We start from the raw sequence: 17,375 nt of genomic DNA on the forward strand, positions 1-17,375 counted from the left end.
TTAGTGGGGAAGGGTATTAAGAAACGAACCGCGAAGTACACGAAGGGCGCGAAGTTAAGAGAGTTATAGAGAGTTTTTGGCTGAGTACTATGATTTTTTGAGAGTTAGGTAGTTAATTCAATCCAAAATCTAAAATCTAAAATCTAAAATCGAAGAAGGAAGGGTGATGTATGTTTAAGCCGTTCCGAACAGCCGCAGTATTAGGTGCGGGGGTGATGGGAACTCAAATCGCCGCCCATTTAGCAAATGCTGGTTTAACAGTTCAATTATTAGATATTGCGGCTAAAGGCGACAATAAGAATGAGATTGTAGAAACAGCTTTTAAAAAAGCACTCAAGCAATCTCCACCAATTTTATTTACAGAAAAAACAGCCAGACGCATTATTTTAGGCAATTTTGACGAACATTTTCACCGTATTGCTAATGTTGATTGGGTAATTGAAGTTGTTGTAGAAAATCTCGCTATTAAACAAGATTTGATGGCGCGAATCGAAAGTACAATTCGAGATGACGCGGTGGTGTCTACTAATACTAGTGGCTTACCCATCAATCAAATTGCTCAAGGGCGTTCGGAAGCTTTTCGTCAGAGGTTTTTAGGTACTCACTTTTTTAACCCTCCTCGTTATCTCAAATTATTAGAGTTAATTCCTACACCTGATACTGATACGCAAATCCTTGAAAGAATGCAATGGTTCGGGAGGATACACCTGGGTAAAGGCGTAGTAGTAGCTAAAGATACACCAAACTTTATTGCCAACCGCATCGGGATGTATGCAACTATGCTGGGAATTAAGGGTGTGACTGAGCAAGGTTATACAATTGAAGAAATTGATACTTTAACAGGAGTCATCGCCGGACGACCAAAATCAGCGACATTCCGCACAGCTGACTTAGTAGGATTAGATACTTTGATGTATGTAGCTAGGAACCTTTACCCAGCTATTCCCCAAGATGAAAGCCGGGAGGTTTTGCGAGTTCCAGTGTTAATGAAAAAACTCGTAGAAACTGGGACATTAGGTGCAAAAACAGGTCAAGGATTTTACAAAAAGCAAGGTAAGGAAATTCTTTCGATTAATCCGACGACTTTAGCTTATGAAGCTGCGAAACCGTTAGATTTGGGGGATATTGAGACGATTGGGAAAATTAGTGATTTAGGCGATCGCCTGCGCAAACTCTATCACGATCCTGGCCGTGCTGGTAAATTCTTCCGCCAATCCACCTTAGAAATCTTAGGTTACAGCGCCCGTCGCATTCCCGAAATAGCCGATAAACCCGCAGATATAGACAGGGCGATTCGTTGGGGTTTCGGTTGGGAACTCGGCCCCTTTGAAATTTGGGATATCCTGGGCTTTGAAACTGTATTAGCAGACATGAAAGCTGCTGATATATCTGTGCCAGATTGGGTTGAAAAGATGCATGATAATAGAGTGCATAGTTTCTATCGCCAAGACAGACTATCTTGGGCTGAACAAAAAGTAGTTGAAGCCTGTGCTGTTTGTATTAGCGAACAACCAAAAGCGCCAACAGACGAAATTCTGATATCAGCTATCAAAGAAGATACCAAAAATATCTTGTGGGAAAACTCGGAAGCTTCTTTGTTAGATATGGGCGATGGAGTCGTTTTGTACGAATTTCATTCCAAAGGACATACGCTAACTTTAAAAGTTGTAGAAGGATTAGCTCAAGTCTTAGATATTATCGAGAACAGCGATTACCGGGGTTTAGTCATTGGAAATGAAAGTGCAAACTTCTCTGGTGGCGCGAATTTGGCAGAAATGGCCATGTTGGCGCAGACAGATAACGGTAAAGGGATTGCTGATTTAATCGTTAAATTCCAAGCATTACTGCAACGCATTAAATATTTCCCCAAACCAATTGTTGCAGCGATTGTGGGGCGGGTGTTAGGTGGAGGTTGTGAATTAGTTTTAGCTTGTCCCCATGTGGTAGCAGCAGCAGAAACTTATATCGGATTAGTAGAACTCAGTGTAGGTTTAATTCCTGGCGCTGGCGGGATTATGCGCATGGTTACCTGGGCTAATGACAAAGCTGCTAGCGAATCACCGCAAGATATTCAACCATTCCTCAGGAAAGTGTTTGAAACGATTGGGATGGCGAAGGTTTCTAGTAGCGCTTATGAAGGACAAGAATTAGGCTACCTTTCACCCACAACAAAGATTGTGATGAATTCCGACAGGCTTTTATCTGTGGCGAAAGAAGAAGTGCTGTGTTTGGATCGGATAGGTTATACACCACCAACAGAACGTAACGCCATTATGGTGTTAGGGCGTCAAGCGCGGGCGATGTTGGAACATACGGCGTATGTGATGCAGCAGGGTGGTTATATTTCTGAATATGACCATTATTTAGCAAGTCGTTTGGCGTATGTGATGACTGGAGGAGAATTAACTGCGCCTGCGTTGGTTGATGAGGATTATTTATCGAAATTGGAAAGAGAATCCTTTTTACCATTGTTGCAACAAGCGAAAACGCAAGAAAGGTTTGCTTATACGTTGAAAACGAAGAAACCTCTCAGAAACTAGCGCAAAAACCCTTTCAAACCCTCTTCTCTTTGTGCCCTTCGTGTCTTCGCGGTTCGTTAAAAAATTCGGAACAAACCGCGAAGGCGCAAAGAACACGAAGGAAGAGGAGGAAGAGAATTATCTCTTTTGCCTTATTTATCAATAGGTGGGAGTTATTTATGAAAGATGCCTATATAGTGAGTAGCGTTCGCACGCCTGTAGGAAAAGCGCCACGAGGAACTTTACATAATATGCGCCCGGATGATATGGGTGCAGTTGTAGTTAAAGCCGCAATTGAACGAGTTAAAGATTTAGAACCTGTATATATTGATGATGTAATAATGGGTTGTGCTTTTCCGGAAGCAGAACAGGGGTTTAATATTGGGCGGTTAATCGCCCAACGTGCAGGGTTACCTGATTCCGTCGCAGGGATGACTGTAAATCGCTTCTGTGCTTCGGGATTGCAAAGTATTGCGATCGCATCTCAAGCAATTATGGCAGGAAACGCGGAAGTAATTGTTGCTGGTGGAACAGAATCGATGAGTTTGATTCCGATGGGCGGGCATTATTTAGCCCCTAACCCCAATATGATGATAGATACGCCTAAGGTGTACTGCACGATGGGAATTACCGCCGAAAACGTCATGCAGCATTACGAAATCTCTCGTCAAGAACAGGATGCTTTTGCCCTGCGTTCCCATCAAAAGGCTGTGGTTGCTATTAGACAAGGACGGTTTGCAGAGGAAATTGTACCGCTAACAGTGCAAGAAGTTCTCTATATTGAAGGAACTCCGCGCCCAATAGAAAAGGTATTGACGGTAGATGAAGGGCCGCGTCCTGATACTAGCATGGAAGCCTTGATGAAACTACAGCCTGTATTTCGCATGGGTGGTGCGGTGACGGCGGGTAACTCATCGCAAATGTCCGATGGTGCAGCTGCTACAGTGGTGATGAGCGATCGCATGGTGCGGATGCTCGATGTCCATCCAATGGGTAAAATGTTAGGCTATGCAGTTGCAGGTGTCGCCCCAGATGTAATGGGTATCGGCCCGGTGGAAGCTGTTCCCAAAGTTTTAAAACAAGTCGGTCTTACTTTAAATGATATCGGCTTAATCGAACTCAACGAAGCCTTTGCAGCCCAAAGCTTGGCTGTAATTCGCAAACTCGGACTGAATGAAGAGATTGTTAATGTTAACGGTGGTGCGATCGCTTTGGGACATCCTCTGGGTTGTACCGGTGCGAAACTTACAGCTACCTTATTCCACGAAATGAAACGGCGTAGCGTCCGTTATGGTTTGGTGACAATGTGTGTAGGCGGGGGAATGGGTGCTGCGGCGGTGTTTGAGAATTTGATGATTTAATTTTCTTTTTTTAACGCAGAGGGGCGCGAAGGTTAGCGCAAAGTTACGCGGAGGGTTTTTAAGGAAATTTTGCTCTTCTCTGCGCCTTTGCGCCTTTGCGTGAGATTTTCATACCTTTATTCACATGGGTGAAAACATAATGAACCTTATTCATCCAATCATAATAGTTTCAACGCTAGTTTTCCTATTACTATTGCTTGGTTACATTGGCGTTCCTTTGTGGGTTTGGTCGCTATATTTCGCAACATTACTAGTATTCGTCCATGCCCCTATTTGGACTTGGGTGATTTTTGGGGCGATCGCTCTTATTTTCAATATCCCAATTATCCGCCAAAATATCATCACATCACCGTTAATCAAAGCCATTAAAGCCTTTAACTTATTACCCAAAATCTCTGATACTGAACGCGCAGCTATTGAAGCGGGTAATGTTTGGGTAGATGGGGAATTCTTCTCAGGTAAACCAAATTTTCAAAGAATTAATCAAGAACCATACCCTCTAGTTACGCCAGAATTGCAAGCGTTTCTTGATGGCCCTGTTGAACAAGTTTGTCGCATGGTAAGTGATTGGGAAATTTACCGCCGCAAGGATTTACCGCCGGAAGTTTGGGATTATCTCAAACAAGAACGCTTTTTAGGAATGATGATTCCCCAAGAATATGGCGGTTTGGGATTTTCTCATTTCGCCTACAGTAATGTGATGACTAAGTTAGCATCCCGTTCTTTTACTCACGTTGCAACTGTGGGCGTAACGAATTCACTAGGCCCTGCAAAATTATTACTCCGCTACGGAACAGAGGAACAGAAAAATTATTACCTACCCCGTCTCGCCAGGGGTGAGGAAATTCCTTGTTTTGCGCTGACAGAACCGACTGCTGGGTCAGATGCCGCTAGTATTAAGTCAGAAGGTACAGTATTTAGAGGCGATGATGGTAAGCTTTACCTGCGGTTGAATTGGAAGAAGCGCTATATTACCTTAGCTGCGATCGCAACTCTTTTAGGACTAGCTTTTAAATTACGCGACCCAGAAAATTACTTAGGTAAAGGTAAAGAAGTTGGCATTACCTGCGTTTTAATTCCCACGGATACACCGGGCGTAATTATGGGTAGAAGACATGACCCAATGGGTGTACCTTTTTACAATTCTCCTACAGAAGGACATAACGTTATTATTCCTGTAGACCAAATTATCGGCGGTGTGGAACAGGCTGGTAATGGCTGGAAAATGTTGATGCAAAGCCTAGCCGCAGGTAGGGGAATTAGCTTCCCGGCTAGTTGTACGGGTGTGGCGAAGTTAGTAGCGAGAGTGACCAGCGCTCATGCTGTGGTACGGCAACAATTTGGTTTATCAATTGGTCGATTTGAAGGCGTAGAAGAACCTTTAGCGAGAATTGGCGGTTTAACCTACTTAATGGAGGCGGCGCGAACTTATACCTGTGGTGCAGTAGATAAAGGCGAACAACCTGCGGTAATTTCGGCGATCGCCAAATACAGTTTGACCGAAATCTCTCGCAAAATCATCAACGATGGTATGGATATTATGGGCGGTGCGGGAATTTGCCGAGGCCCCAGAAATTTATTGGCAAATATTTATACAGCCACTCCAATTTCCATTACCGTCGAAGGCGCAAATATTCTCACCCGTACTTTAATGATTTTTGGACAAGGGGCGATTCGCTGTCATCCTTACGTTTATCAGGAAATTACAGCCCTAAGTCAATCAGATGTGACTGCTTTTGATCGTGCTTTCTGGCATCATCTAGGGTTGACGGTGCGTAATACTTTCCGCGCCAAACTTCTCTATCTTACCCGTGGGAATTTAGCAGCTTCACCAGTGTCAGGTGCGACGGCTAAATATTACCGTAAATTACAATGGGCTGCGGCTACCTTTGCCTTACTAACTGATATTGCGATGTTCTCCCTGGGTGGAACCTTGAAGCGACGAGAGAAACTGACAGGAAGGTTTGCGGATATTCTGACTTGGATGTATTTAGCAACTGCTACCCTGCGCCGTTTTGAAGCCGAAGGACGAAAACCCGAAGACTTAGCTTTTGTGCATTGGGCGATGCAATATGCTTTTGCGCAGATGCAGTTAGCGTTTGAGGGAATTTTCCAGAATTTATTTGTACCAGTTTTAGGTAATTTCTTGACTTGGTGGTGGCGACTTAATCCCATTGGTTCATTACCTGATGACAAACTTGGTAGCGAAATTGCGCATAAATTACAAACTCCTGGAGAAATACGCGATCGCCTCACCGCAGGTATTCATATTCCCCGCAGCAGCGATGAAGCATTAGGACGTTTGGAAAAAGCTTTTACCTTGTTATCCCAAGCTGAACCCATCGTGAAAACTATCAAAAATGCCAGCCATGCGGGGAAACTACCACAACTAAAACCCGATGAGTTAATTTCCGCAGCCCTCAAAGCTGGGGTAATTAGCGAGAAAGATGTTGAACTCATCTGTGAGGCTGAATTCGCCCGTAATGATGCGATTCAAGTAGATTCCTTTAGTTTAGAGGAGTATATGCAAGGCAGTCAAAGCTTTGGAGATCAAGTAATGACTCCAACTCTTGGATAACTAGTACAGGTCGGCGGAAATGAGCATACCATTGTAGTGCGAGCATCTTGCTCGCGTTTGTCAGCGAGCAAGATGCTCGCACTACTCTAGATTATCAAAATGAATTTATAAAATGGTATGGTTATTTACGCCATGCAGCACTAGTGCTTTGTCTCATTAATTTTCAGGTTTGTAGTTGGGCTTTAGCCCTTTATTTAAGCGATAAATCGCAACTACCAACCCCGCAAAATTAATGGGACAGATCGCTACCTTTCTCCACCCCTGATTATTGCCTCTGCAATTGCTGATTACTGAGTTGCATTTCTGTTTCTAATTCTTGCAAAGCTTGGGCAACAATTTGTGCTTGTTCTAACTGTTGATGCTGGGTGAATATTTCCCAAGCTTCTTGATAGTAATTCCTGGCTTTTAACAGATTTTGTGGATTTCCCGCCTCTGGTTTTTCTGGATCATCAGGAAGGTTGAAGAGGGCGTTAGCTTTGTTAGAAATAGTATTAGCGTATTCTAAAGGCGTATCTTGAGCATTTCGCACTTTTAAGGCTTCTTCATAAGCTGCGATCGCGCGTAAATTATTCTCGATAGGATGGTTACTTTGCAGGTATTGTAAGGCATTCCCCAAATTATTTTGCAACATGGCGTATTCTCTGGGGTTTTCAATTAGGGTAATTTGCTTGAGTGCTGACTCAAATGTCTGTACCGCCAAGCCTTCACATAACTGTTTTTGTTCCATCCCCACTGAGATAGAAAGATATGCGATCGCAATATTGTTGTGTAAAATTGCATATTCCTCTGGGTATTTCTCTGCTGTAAATACCCGCAAAGCCTCTTGATAAGCTTTAATACTATCCGCTATTTGTGCCAAATTGAAGGGGACTAAAGACTGTAACACCAAGCCAAAATTCATCTGGGCTTCGGCTAATTCCTCTTTAGAAGCTAACTGCTGTAAAATTGGTAATGCTTCTACATAGGCTGCTTTTGCTTCTAGTAATAATTCCGTTCCCTCATCGGGAATTGTTCGCAACGCGCCAGCCATACCCACCTTAGCGCGGGCTTTCATTAGGGGATAGTCATCGCTACACATTTCCGTCGCCCGTTTATAAAGTGCGATCGCACTCCATAAATCTTGCGCATTTTGCGGTTTTTTCTGCAAACCTTGTGCTAATTCAATCAGCATATCGATTTTCTCTTGTGTCGTTGCTGACTCCGATGCAATAGCTGCGATCGCGGCCTTGACTGTTGAATCTGTAATACTAGGGATCATCTGCACAAGTAAGTAATGATGGGTTGACAAATAAAATTGCAAGTATTCTCGACTCAAGCAAGCTAGGCAGTATCAGTCAGAAGATTTTCCGTTCTCTACCTACTAAATTGACTGAGGTTAGCCGCAATAGATTTCTCAGCGTAAAAGTTGCTTCTACTTTAGAGTAAGTCACGCCAGAAATTCTAGACTTATCAAGCAGATTTTAACCAAAATATACACAATTTAATTATTGATTAATATCTGGGATAGCGCTGCTATTTAAGCTACACGATCCTATTAGATTGATATTAGATCGTTTACTGGATTTTTTGATGTATAAATACATTTAAATAGCCCATTTGCATCAAAAAAAATATAAATTAATTATTAATTTATAGATTTTAAATCTCATCAAAAATCCGCTACATTATCTTAGTAAATTGCTACTAGATAATTATCTGTATTGTTTGATGCAATTCTCCAAATTCCTAGCTCCCCAGATAAATTGTAGGTTGGGTTGAACGGAGTGAAACCCAACATTACCGGGGGTTTGTTGGGTTTCGTCCCTCAACCCAACCTACGCATTTTCACTATAGGTAATTACGAATTACGAATTACGAATTATTTTAAAGTCCATTACCAATTAAGATAAATGGTGCCCAGTAATAAGGATGAGAATAACCACTGGTATTATTTTCATGTCTTGACGATATATCTGGGTTGATTAGCTCAAAAATGCCACGACTGTTACCAGTATTTTCACCTGTAGATTTATTACTATTGAGTAAGCTCAATTGTGCTTGGCGTAATGCTTCAGCTTTAGTTATGCGTGTTTTTGAATTGGCTGAATTGGCGAGATTACTGTAAAATTGTTGCATGAGTTGAGCAGTACTGCGATCGCTGACTACCCATAAAGAAGCCATCACCGATTTTGCTTTATCTCTGAGAAAATAAGCACTCATACCTTGAATTTCTATCCCATTTTGATCGGAACCTCCCAAAGCTGTTTCGCAAGCAGATAACACTACAAGATGAATTTCGCGCAATTTTTGTAAATGTTTAATTTGTGTGATTGGGTAAGGTACACCTGTTCCTAGAAGGATATATGATTTTTCTGGGTTATCAGCTTTAAATAAACCATGAGTAGCAATGTGTAAAATATTGCGTCCATCGAGGTTATTTTCCAGCGCATCTCTGGTAAAAGCTTGATTGAGAAATTTTGTACCAGGGTAGATTCCTGTACTATCGTTGGGTTTTTGTTTTACAATCGCATCTAACTCAATTGGTACATAATTTAATGCAGAAAATGTACCATCAGGAGTTTTTGCTTGATTTGATAAACCCAAACCGAGAACCTGTGTATCTTGGATTTGTGGAGGTAGGGTATCTTTAGCATCTGTTAATCCAGCATTTAGCACAGATACAACGCTATAATTTTCAATTAAATATTTTTCCCCATCAAACAGCGCCGCCATAGGAATATAATTAATAGCGCGATCGGGAACAAACACTAAATGTTTAACTTTGTTTGCTTTTAGTTCTGATTCTATCGGTTTGATTAAACAATCATACAGCTTTTTACCTGTTGCCTTTACTTGAGTAATATCACTATCTGGTTGTTGGAGTAATCTCCGAAAATTACTAACATCTTTGGTAAGTTCACTTTCGCCAATTTGACAAACCTTACTACTAAGAACACCACCTTTTGCAGCCCAAAGTATGCGGACTTTATCTTTGAGTACTAAGGGATAAATCAGTACCGTCCCATCTGGTTGTTTAGGTGCAGCTAGTATTTTTTCAGCGCTAGCGATTAAATCATCAGTGCGATCGTATACATCTTTAATTCGTGATTTATCAACTTCAGAATTTTTAGGATTTTTCAGATTTTCAATTAATGAGTTGAATTCTTCAGTTAGTTGTCGATGCTGGGTTATTAAATTACTTAACTGAGAACATTTATTCTTTTTACACTCAGCAAGCTGATTACCGAAAGCGATTAATGTGCCATGTTTGGTAATAATTTGCTTTTCTGTATTACTTAATTCTAAGTTTGTGATTTTACTAGTACCTGTTGTTTCACGCGCAAAATTATTTAGTTCTTGAATTTTCAAAAGTTCCATTACTTGTTGTGCTTCAGCTTCTCTACCTTGTGAGGATAATAAATCGGCTAATTGACGATAAATATCCTCAGTTTTAACTGAGCCAAAATCTACAGTTGTTTGTAAAAAAGAAGCTTGTAACTCTGGCGTTAATAATTTAATCCCGCGCCGTACTTCTTCAATGCGGTTGATTGCTTCTTTATAATAAGGAATTGCCGTATTCGGCTGATTTAAATCGGCATAAACACGACCTAAACCTGCATAGATTCCTGAATCAGTACCTACAGTTTTGGCTTGAGTTTTAATTGCTAAAGCTTGGTTATATGTTTGAATAGCTTCTTGCTTTTTACCAAACTTACGCTGTAAATTTCCTAAAACTGTAAGTACAGTCTTTTCATCATTAGGATTTTTGCCTTTTCTCACCAATGCTAAACTAGCTTGGGCTGCTTCGATAGCTTTTTGCTCGTTATTTAATTCACCATAACCCAAACTAAGTACAAGATTGCCTATTATTTCAAGTGAAATTGTTTTAGTTTTTGGTAAAATAGCTAAACCTTGATTGGCAAATTCAATTGTTTTTTGTGGTTCACCCTTGCCAAAATAGCTGTAAGCAAGAACAAATAATGTAGTACCCTCAAACTGAGGATTTTGCATTTTCTTGGCTAACGAGAGTGCTTGTTGCAGATATTCAATGTTTTTTTGATAATCGCCTAAGCTATTGTAGAATGCTCCAAGTTCTAATAGTTTTAACCATTCATAATAGGGATTATTATCTTGTTTAGCGACTTTCAAAGCTTCCTGAAATAATTCTAAAGTCTTCTGATAATTGCCTTGGTTAGTATAAATCTGCCTTTGAATATCTAAAGCATCTATTTTCAGATTTAAATTTTGCGTTTTTTCTGCAATTACTAATATTTGTTGTGCAGAATCTAAAGCTTGCTGATAATCTCCCTTCCCTGTATAAGCAGCACTGAGTTTTTTTAATGCTTCTGCTTCTAAATCAGTATTCTTAATTTCTCTTGCTATTTTCAAAGCTTGTTGGGTAAATTCAATTGCTTTTTGGAAGTCTTGGCTAGTATTATATACACTGCCTATATCAATCAATGCCTTAGCTTCCAATTTAGGCTTTTTCAAACTTCGTACCAAATTTAAACTTTTTTGGGCAAATTCTAGAGCTTTATCGTATTCTCCAAGATTTGTATAAATTAAACTCAAAGTTCCTAAAGCACTTGGCTTTCTTCCCAAAGCATACTCTTGAAGATGTTCAGGTAATTTCTGAATATCAATTTCTTCTGCTTTTGTTAAAGCTTGTTGTGAAAATTGAATACCTTGTTCATAATCTCCCAAAAGATTATACGTATTAGCAAGTCCTAATAAAACTCCTACTTCCAAGATAGGATCTTTCAGTAGCCGAGCAATTTCTAATTCTTGCTTACCTACTTCAATTACCTTGGTGTTATCTCCCTGAGCCATGTAAACTCCACCAAGATAAGATAAAGCATACCTCTCGGCTTTTAAATTTCCAGACTGTCGTGCAATTGTTAACCCTTGTTGAATAAAATCTTGTGCTTTTTGTAATTCTTGAAGATTCAAGTAATAATAACCTATTGAAGAATAAGCTTGACTTTGTATCCTCATCACTTCTTTTGCTGCTGCTGAATCTTTGAGTTCTCTGGCAATATTTAAGGCTTCTGCTACTAAGTTAAGCTTTTGATTTTCTTGGGTTATAGCACGAGTATAATCTTTTTTTCTTCCAGCCTCACTAGCACTTAACCCATATAACAGCATGATTTGCGTTAAAATATCCAGTTGTACAACACGGTTATTAAGTGGTTGTCGTTCAAGAGCTAATGCTTGCTGATAAAATTCAATTGCCCTATCAAATTGTTTTTGAATAAAATAAGTATGTCCAATTTCAGCAAGAATTTTAGCTTTTAGTGTTTGATTCTTTATCTCCCTAGCGATAGGTAATGATTTTTGTAAATTTTCGAGCGCCTGTTCAGATTTCCCTTGCAAATTATAAATTGTTCCTATGAGAAAGAGAATTCTACCTTCTTCAGGTTTATTTTTAACTTCACGCATTAATGGTAAAGCCTGCTGATAAACCTCTAAAGCTATGTCATATTTTTCTTGCCTTCTATAACAATCTCCTAGAGATGTGAGTACTTCAGATTCAAGAGACTTTCTTTTTAATTCACGAGCTATAGGTAATGCTTTTTGATAAAATTTAATAGCCTCATCATATTTTTGTTGAATAAAATAGCTATCTCCTATAGTAGCGAGAATACTAGCTTCAGAATAACGAATACCTGCTGCTTGAATGATAGGTAATGATTGCTGAAAAAATTTCAATGCATTGTCATATTCTTTTGTATAAAAATAAATCAATCCTATCTGGAGTAAACTTCTACCTTCCCAAGCACGGTTTCCTATTTCACGATTCACAGCTAAAGCTTTATTCAACCAATCCAATGCATTAGGATAATCATTTATGTTGTCGTAAGCTACTCCTATCCTAAATAGAGTAAATCCCTCTTGAAATTTATCGCCCAATTCTTGATGCATTACCAGGGCTTGTTGTAAAAGTTTCAAGCCTTTATCTTGTTGTTTCAAGAAAGTATAAGTAAATCCCATTCGACTGAGAGTAACTGCTTCCCCGGCTTTATCTTTTACCTCGCGGCGAATTTCTAAAGCTTGCTGTAAAGTTTTTAAAGCTTCCTCTTCTTTAAATAAAGCCAGGTAAACCCCACCAATATTATCTAAAGTTTCCCCCTCTCCAGCATGGTCTTTAATTTCTCTACGAATCGTCAACGCTTCCTGTAAAACTTCTAAGGCTTTGTCCTGTTGAAGCAACCCATTATAAACCTGTCCTATATTATTGAGAGTTTGTCCAACTCCTGCCTTATCGCCCAATTTTCGCCGTATCTCCAACACTCGTTGATATGTTTGCAACGCCTTGGGATATTCCCCAAACCGATACTGCTGTAAACCTTCTTGAAATAACTTATCCGCTTCCGCTTTGCTGTCAGCAGAACTTGCGACTTGTGCCAATGTATGCTTAACTACCAACGGATTTACAGCTAAAGCCACAGAAGCACTCAAAGATAACAACAAGGCGGTAAAGGTTACGTATTTCAAACGGTTAGACATCACAAATCCTCTAGATAGCGACTCTCAATTGATTGGTTAATCTTCTATATCTTTGATGCAGGGTAGGTTATGCAAAAATAGAAAATTAACCTCAGCATAATTACGCATTGTAGAGCTAGAGGTGATGACTTTAAAACTAAGGGCTTTCCGCAGTTAGTGCGTCTATCATCAACATCCGCGTTACCCCACCCCAGTTTTGTCTAAAGCCAAAACGTCCCCTCCCCGTTTACGGGGAGGGAATTAAGGGGTGGGGTAAAAGGCTTGTGGGGCGAGTCGTAGGGGCACGGCACCAGTAAAATTATTGTATGTACCAAAAGATTGTCGATGTTCCCTACAGCATGGTCTAGGGACTTACAAAAAATAAATTACCCATATTCCGTAGTGCGAGCAGCGTTCGACTGAGCGCTCACGCCGAAGTCTTGCTCGCTGATGTTCCAAAGCGAGCGAGACGTTTGTCCTTCGGACACGCTACGCGTTAAGCGAAGCTATGCCGAAGGCTTTACGCACTACAAATTTATTGGGTATTTAAAAAATTGGATGTCCCCTATTTACTAATATGCCATGCCCCTACCATCTGTTGTATTGTTTTTTCAAATTGGTATAATTTATCAAATCTAACAGGGAACAGAACATTATTTTATTTTATGCCCAATGCCCAATGCCCAATGCCCAATGCCCAATGCCCAATGCCCAATGCCCAATGCCCAATGCCCAATGCCCATTTATCACAACTGTACAAAAACTTTACCTTCTTTAATTTTTAACGGATATGACTGAAGCCCAACTTCAGGAACCGTTAAACATTCACCAGTTGCTAACTTATATTGAAAACCGTGGTTAGGGCAAGTAATAATTCCATTCTCTACTTTACCTTCATCCAACGTAGAGCCGAGATGAGAGCAAGCATTATGGTAACAGCTAATGCGATCGCCTTGGCGAGATAGAATAAATGCATGTCCCGCAACTTTAACTGCTAACACACCAGCTTCGGGAATTTGCTCAACAGTTGTAACTCTAATCCAAGTAGAGCCTATTTTTGGATGAAATGGACTAGTTAAGTTAGATGTAGAACTACCAGCACTAGCCCCACTACTAACAGCAATAACTTGCGTAATCTCTGGACAATGAGATTTAATTGCCTGTTCAACTCCTTGAGATAAAGTTAAAGTAGAAGCAGGACAATTACTACAAGTTCCTGTCAGTCTCACTTCTACTGTATCCGGTAGTTTAATTGCGACTAGTTCTATATCACCATTATGGCTTTGTAAACCTGGCCTTACTTCCTCTAGGGCTATTTGTAGGCGTTTTTCTAAAGGTGGTGTAGGTGGTTTGACTAATTCGTGATATAGCAAAACTGCATATACCACTTCATCATCAACAGCATGACGCAAAGCTGATATAGATTCTTCCTTAAAGCTTTTTATTAAACGTTTTAAAGCTGTTTTATGTAAGTCTTCAATTGCTCTTTTTAACCCGACAACTACACACCTTTGACTTTCATCCCACTCAGCAATAATTTCTTCAAAGCGGTTAATTTCTTGTACCAATTCTTCTAAATTAGTCATTAGTCATTTGTCATTAGTCATTTGTCAATACAGCAATTCCAGATGGGTTGTGAACCAAAAAATTATACAGCAGATTGCCAGTTGGTGAGATACAGATTATCGTTGATTGTAGGGGCACTGGCACTGCCATGCCCCGAAGCGCGTACTGTAAGTCAAAGTCCAGATAAACCAGTTATTATTAATGCCAATGACCAATGACAAATGACCATTGACCATTGACCATTTACTTCATTTTGAAGTCTTTCAATAAAAATGGCATGGCTATGCCGGTGATTAAGCTAGATATAATAATTGGTAGCCAAAAAGGCATAGCAGTTTGGGCAAAGACAACTAAAATAACGCAACCTATGGTAATACCAATTGATAGCTGTTGCACAAAATGTATGGGATCGCGGAATAATTTTCCTTTAAAAAATAACTTAGCTGATAACCACCCAAGCTCAAACATAAAACCTCCTAGAAATTGCTAAATAAATTTAGTACAGCTAGCCCTAAAAGTACTGCGGGAATCACACCCGCAGGGCCAAATAATCCGCCTAATGTGGCTGAAAATTTATAACCGATATCTTTTCCAGCTAATAGCATTCCTCCAATTGCACCGCCTAGCATGGCTGCAACAGTGGCTATGAGTAAGGACAACAATACGGTACTAATGTTAATTTCTCCAGATGAGAAACTGCTGAAAAAATTGCTCGCAACACCTAGCATTGTTAGTTTCCTAGACAATATTTATTATTTTTTGATTTTTGTCACAATCCTGCTGAAGTCGCGAACTTCTACATGAAAATAGCTTTAGCTTTTTCATGAATATTTCAGGATTGTTATAACTGTAAACAGTACACAAGTTAATGTCTGATAACTGTTAAAATCTAACTATTCATAAATAGTGATTTGTAATTTCTGCAACAATTTCGTTAAGAGATTGGGCAACTAATTGTGCTTCTTTTAACTGTTGGTTTTGGCTGAAAATTTCCCAAGCTTCTTGATAGTAAGCACGAGACTGTAGGAGATTGTGCAAATTACCGGCTTGTGGTTGTTGGATATTATCGGGTAGTTTACAGAGGGCGTTGGCTTTATGAGAAATTGTGTTAGCGTATTCCAGAGGCATATCTTGGGAGTTACAGACTTTTAAAGCTTCGTCGTAAGCTGCGATCGCTCTTAAGTTATTCTCTAAAGGATGGGAAAGCATGAAATACTGCCAAGCATTGCCCAAGTTGTTCTGTAACATGGCATATTCTTGGGGATGATCGATTAGCTGAATATGCTTTAACGCTACTTGTAATGACTGTACTGCTAACCCGTGACAAAAATATTCCCGTTCTGAGGCTAGGGGTAGAGAAAGATAGGCGATCGCAATATTGTTGTATAAGATAGCGTACTCTTGGGGATAATCTTGCCAAGTAAATACCTGCAAAGCCTGTTGATAAGCTTTGACGCAGTCTATTATCCGCGCCAAATTGAAGGGTACCAGTGATTGCAACACTAACCCTAAATTCATCTGTGCTTCTGCCACCTCTATTGGCGAAGCTAACTGTTGTAAAATTGGCAATGCCTCTTCATAGCCAATTTTCGCTTGTACCAGCAATTGCGCCCCTACATCGGGAATCCTCTGTAATGTCTTAGCCATCCCCACTTGCGCCTTGGCTTTGAGTAAGGGATAGTCCTCTGTACACATTTCATAGGCTCGGTAACATAGGGAAAGTGCATTCCGCAATTGTTTGGTAGTTGGGGACTGCTTTTGCAAACCTAGCGCCGTCTCTATCAGCATCTGGATTTTTTCTGCTGTAGTTGCTGACTCTGATGCAATGGCTGCAATTGCTGCTGTCACTACTGAATCTCTTGTGCTAGGGGTCATAACTACCGTAATCTGGCCGTTGGGGAATTGAATTTTTTCAACGCCCATCTGTGATACCAATTCAAAATTCAAAATTGATGAATTTGAGCGAATTGATATCTTGAAAACAGGAAAACCTGTCTCATCTAGGGCTATACATACTCAGCCGATTTACGCAGATTGTGAATCTCTTCAGCGAAACTCCCTGATTTTCCCCAATCTCATCCTGTCTTTTGGGAGCATCCCAATTTTGACGCAATACCCTAGAAGGGTATTGCTATACCAACAAAGCCTGCCTACCCTTATAGGGTGAGGGCGTTTTTGCACATTTGGGATGCTCCCTGTCTTTTTCTCCTCCTCGTTACGTCTCTCCTCACTAGGGAAAGACTCTCTTCACACCAATAGGGATGATAAATCTAGACTGGGCAAGAAAAAGAGTAGCCAGAATTTTGAGCGTCTGGTATTGTTGCCAGTCGTTGACTGCACAATCTGAGGATTGAATTTATCAAGCATCTAAAATATAAAACAATCTGTTGGCAAATTTCTAGAGGGAAAATGCCAATATTCATGAGAGTTTTAAATACCTTAAAACTTCGTTAAGTTAATTTGTATCAACTGCTAACAAATACAGCAATTTTAATATTCTGCTTTCAATCTTATTTTATCTATATTTCTAAATATATGTCAGCAAATAGCTATTAATTATTTGTATAGAAATACAACTCTTATTAGCCAGCAATTACTATGCTATATCCCTAATATACTTGCCATGCCTGGAATTTACTTAAAAATCACAACTTAATTTTTGCTGAAAATATAATATTAGTCTATCTATTATCCCTGTTTTCGATATAAATTATGTTATGACTATCACAATCTAATTTATTTTTTTACGCCTGCAATTGGTACTCACAATAATTTTTCTTTGAATCAGGAATATTTGAGCAAAAATAGATTAAATTAAAAATAAAGATTGAGAAACAGGTGATATCGCTACAATCCTTATCACCTGTTTCATGCATCATAACTAGT

11 protein-coding genes are annotated in these 17,375 nt (G+C 39.8%); 5 read left to right on the top strand and 6 right to left on the bottom strand.

What is annotated here, in order from left to right:
* Positions 1–170: 170 nt before the first annotated feature.
* From AACW45_RS23200 to AACW45_RS23215, 4 genes are all read left to right on the top strand, one after another.
* Positions 171–2,540 carry a 3-hydroxyacyl-CoA dehydrogenase/enoyl-CoA hydratase family protein gene (locus tag AACW45_RS23200; protein ID WP_190635192.1) on the top strand — a complete coding sequence of 790 codons (2,370 nt, stop codon included), beginning with the start codon at positions 171–173 and terminating at the stop codon, positions 2,538–2,540.
* A 158-nt stretch (positions 2,541–2,698) separates the two neighbouring features.
* A complete protein-coding gene (locus AACW45_RS23205; protein ID WP_190635195.1) occupies positions 2,699–3,880 on the top strand; it encodes a thiolase family protein in 1,182 nt (393 codons plus the stop codon).
* 139 nt (positions 3,881–4,019) lie between these two features.
* Positions 4,020–6,458 (top strand): acyl-CoA dehydrogenase, encoded by a 2,439-nt coding sequence (locus tag AACW45_RS23210; protein ID WP_190635198.1) that lies wholly within the window; start codon positions 4,020–4,022, stop codon positions 6,456–6,458.
* Between the two features lie 47 nt (positions 6,459–6,505).
* On the top strand, positions 6,506–6,691 hold the full coding sequence (locus AACW45_RS23215; protein ID WP_190635201.1) for a hypothetical protein: 186 nt from the start codon (positions 6,506–6,508) through the stop codon (positions 6,689–6,691).
* Positions 6,692–6,723: 32 nt separating this feature from the next.
* Here AACW45_RS23215 and AACW45_RS23220 read toward each other — a convergent pair whose 3' ends face one another.
* The 3 genes from AACW45_RS23220 to AACW45_RS23230 all read right to left on the bottom strand — a co-directional run bounded on the left by AACW45_RS23220 (position 6,724) and on the right by AACW45_RS23230 (position 14,509).
* Positions 6,724–7,716: a hypothetical protein gene (locus AACW45_RS23220; RefSeq protein ID WP_190635264.1), complete on the bottom strand. Its 993-nt coding sequence runs from the start codon at positions 7,714–7,716 to the stop codon at positions 6,724–6,726.
* Between the two features lie 605 nt (positions 7,717–8,321).
* A complete protein-coding gene (locus AACW45_RS23225; protein WP_190635204.1) occupies positions 8,322–12,944 on the bottom strand; it encodes a tetratricopeptide repeat protein in 4,623 nt (1,540 codons plus the stop codon).
* Positions 12,945–13,669: 725 nt separating this feature from the next.
* Positions 13,670–14,509: a NifU family protein gene (locus AACW45_RS23230; RefSeq protein ID WP_190635206.1), complete on the bottom strand. Its 840-nt coding sequence runs from the start codon at positions 14,507–14,509 to the stop codon at positions 13,670–13,672.
* Positions 14,510–14,551: 42 nt separating this feature from the next.
* On the opposite strand from AACW45_RS23230, the gene AACW45_RS23235 reads away from it, so the two are divergent.
* Positions 14,552–14,707 (top strand): hypothetical protein, encoded by a 156-nt coding sequence (locus AACW45_RS23235; protein WP_190635208.1) that lies wholly within the window; start codon positions 14,552–14,554, stop codon positions 14,705–14,707.
* A 25-nt stretch (positions 14,708–14,732) separates the two neighbouring features.
* On the opposite strand, the gene AACW45_RS23240 is transcribed toward AACW45_RS23235, so the two are convergent.
* From AACW45_RS23240 to AACW45_RS23250, 3 genes are all read right to left on the bottom strand, one after another.
* Positions 14,733–14,957, bottom strand: a complete 225-nt coding sequence (locus tag AACW45_RS23240) for a hypothetical protein (RefSeq protein ID WP_190635211.1) — start codon at positions 14,955–14,957, stop codon at positions 14,733–14,735.
* Positions 14,958–14,965: 8 nt separating this feature from the next.
* Positions 14,966–15,217, bottom strand: coding sequence for a hypothetical protein (locus AACW45_RS23245; RefSeq protein ID WP_190635213.1), 252 nt, complete (start codon positions 15,215–15,217; stop codon positions 14,966–14,968).
* 169 nt (positions 15,218–15,386) lie between these two features.
* Entirely contained in the window at positions 15,387–16,364 is a 978-nt protein-coding gene (locus AACW45_RS23250) for a hypothetical protein (protein ID WP_190635216.1), read from the bottom strand.
* Positions 16,365–17,375: the final 1,011 nt, after the last annotated feature.

The organism is Calothrix sp. FACHB-168, assembly GCF_963889195.1.
Classification (GTDB): Bacteria; Cyanobacteriota; Cyanobacteriia; order Cyanobacteriales; family Nostocaceae; genus Aulosira; species Aulosira anomala_A.

What these genes read in the sequence shown, in the direction of transcription:
- AACW45_RS23235 (WP_190635208.1), top strand. Translation starts at nt 14,552, where the DNA reads ATGGGTTGTGAACCAAAAAATTATACAGCAGATTGCCAGTTGGTGAGA.
- AACW45_RS23245 (WP_190635213.1), bottom strand. Translation starts at nt 15,217, where the DNA reads ATGCTAGGTGTTGCGAGCAATTTTTTCAGCAGTTTCTCATCTGGAGAA.
- AACW45_RS23250 (WP_190635216.1), bottom strand. Translation starts at nt 16,364, where the DNA reads ATGACCCCTAGCACAAGAGATTCAGTAGTGACAGCAGCAATTGCAGCC.
- AACW45_RS23230 (WP_190635206.1), bottom strand. Translation starts at nt 14,509, where the DNA reads ATGACTAATTTAGAAGAATTGGTACAAGAAATTAACCGCTTTGAAGAA.
- AACW45_RS23200 (WP_190635192.1), top strand. Translation starts at nt 171, where the DNA reads ATGTTTAAGCCGTTCCGAACAGCCGCAGTATTAGGTGCGGGGGTGATG.
- AACW45_RS23240 (WP_190635211.1), bottom strand. Translation starts at nt 14,957, where the DNA reads ATGTTTGAGCTTGGGTGGTTATCAGCTAAGTTATTTTTTAAAGGAAAA.
- AACW45_RS23220 (WP_190635264.1), bottom strand. Translation starts at nt 7,716, where the DNA reads ATGATCCCTAGTATTACAGATTCAACAGTCAAGGCCGCGATCGCAGCT.
- AACW45_RS23205 (WP_190635195.1), top strand. Translation starts at nt 2,699, where the DNA reads ATGAAAGATGCCTATATAGTGAGTAGCGTTCGCACGCCTGTAGGAAAA.
- AACW45_RS23225 (WP_190635204.1), bottom strand. Translation starts at nt 12,944, where the DNA reads ATGTCTAACCGTTTGAAATACGTAACCTTTACCGCCTTGTTGTTATCT.
- AACW45_RS23210 (WP_190635198.1), top strand. Translation starts at nt 4,020, where the DNA reads ATGAACCTTATTCATCCAATCATAATAGTTTCAACGCTAGTTTTCCTA.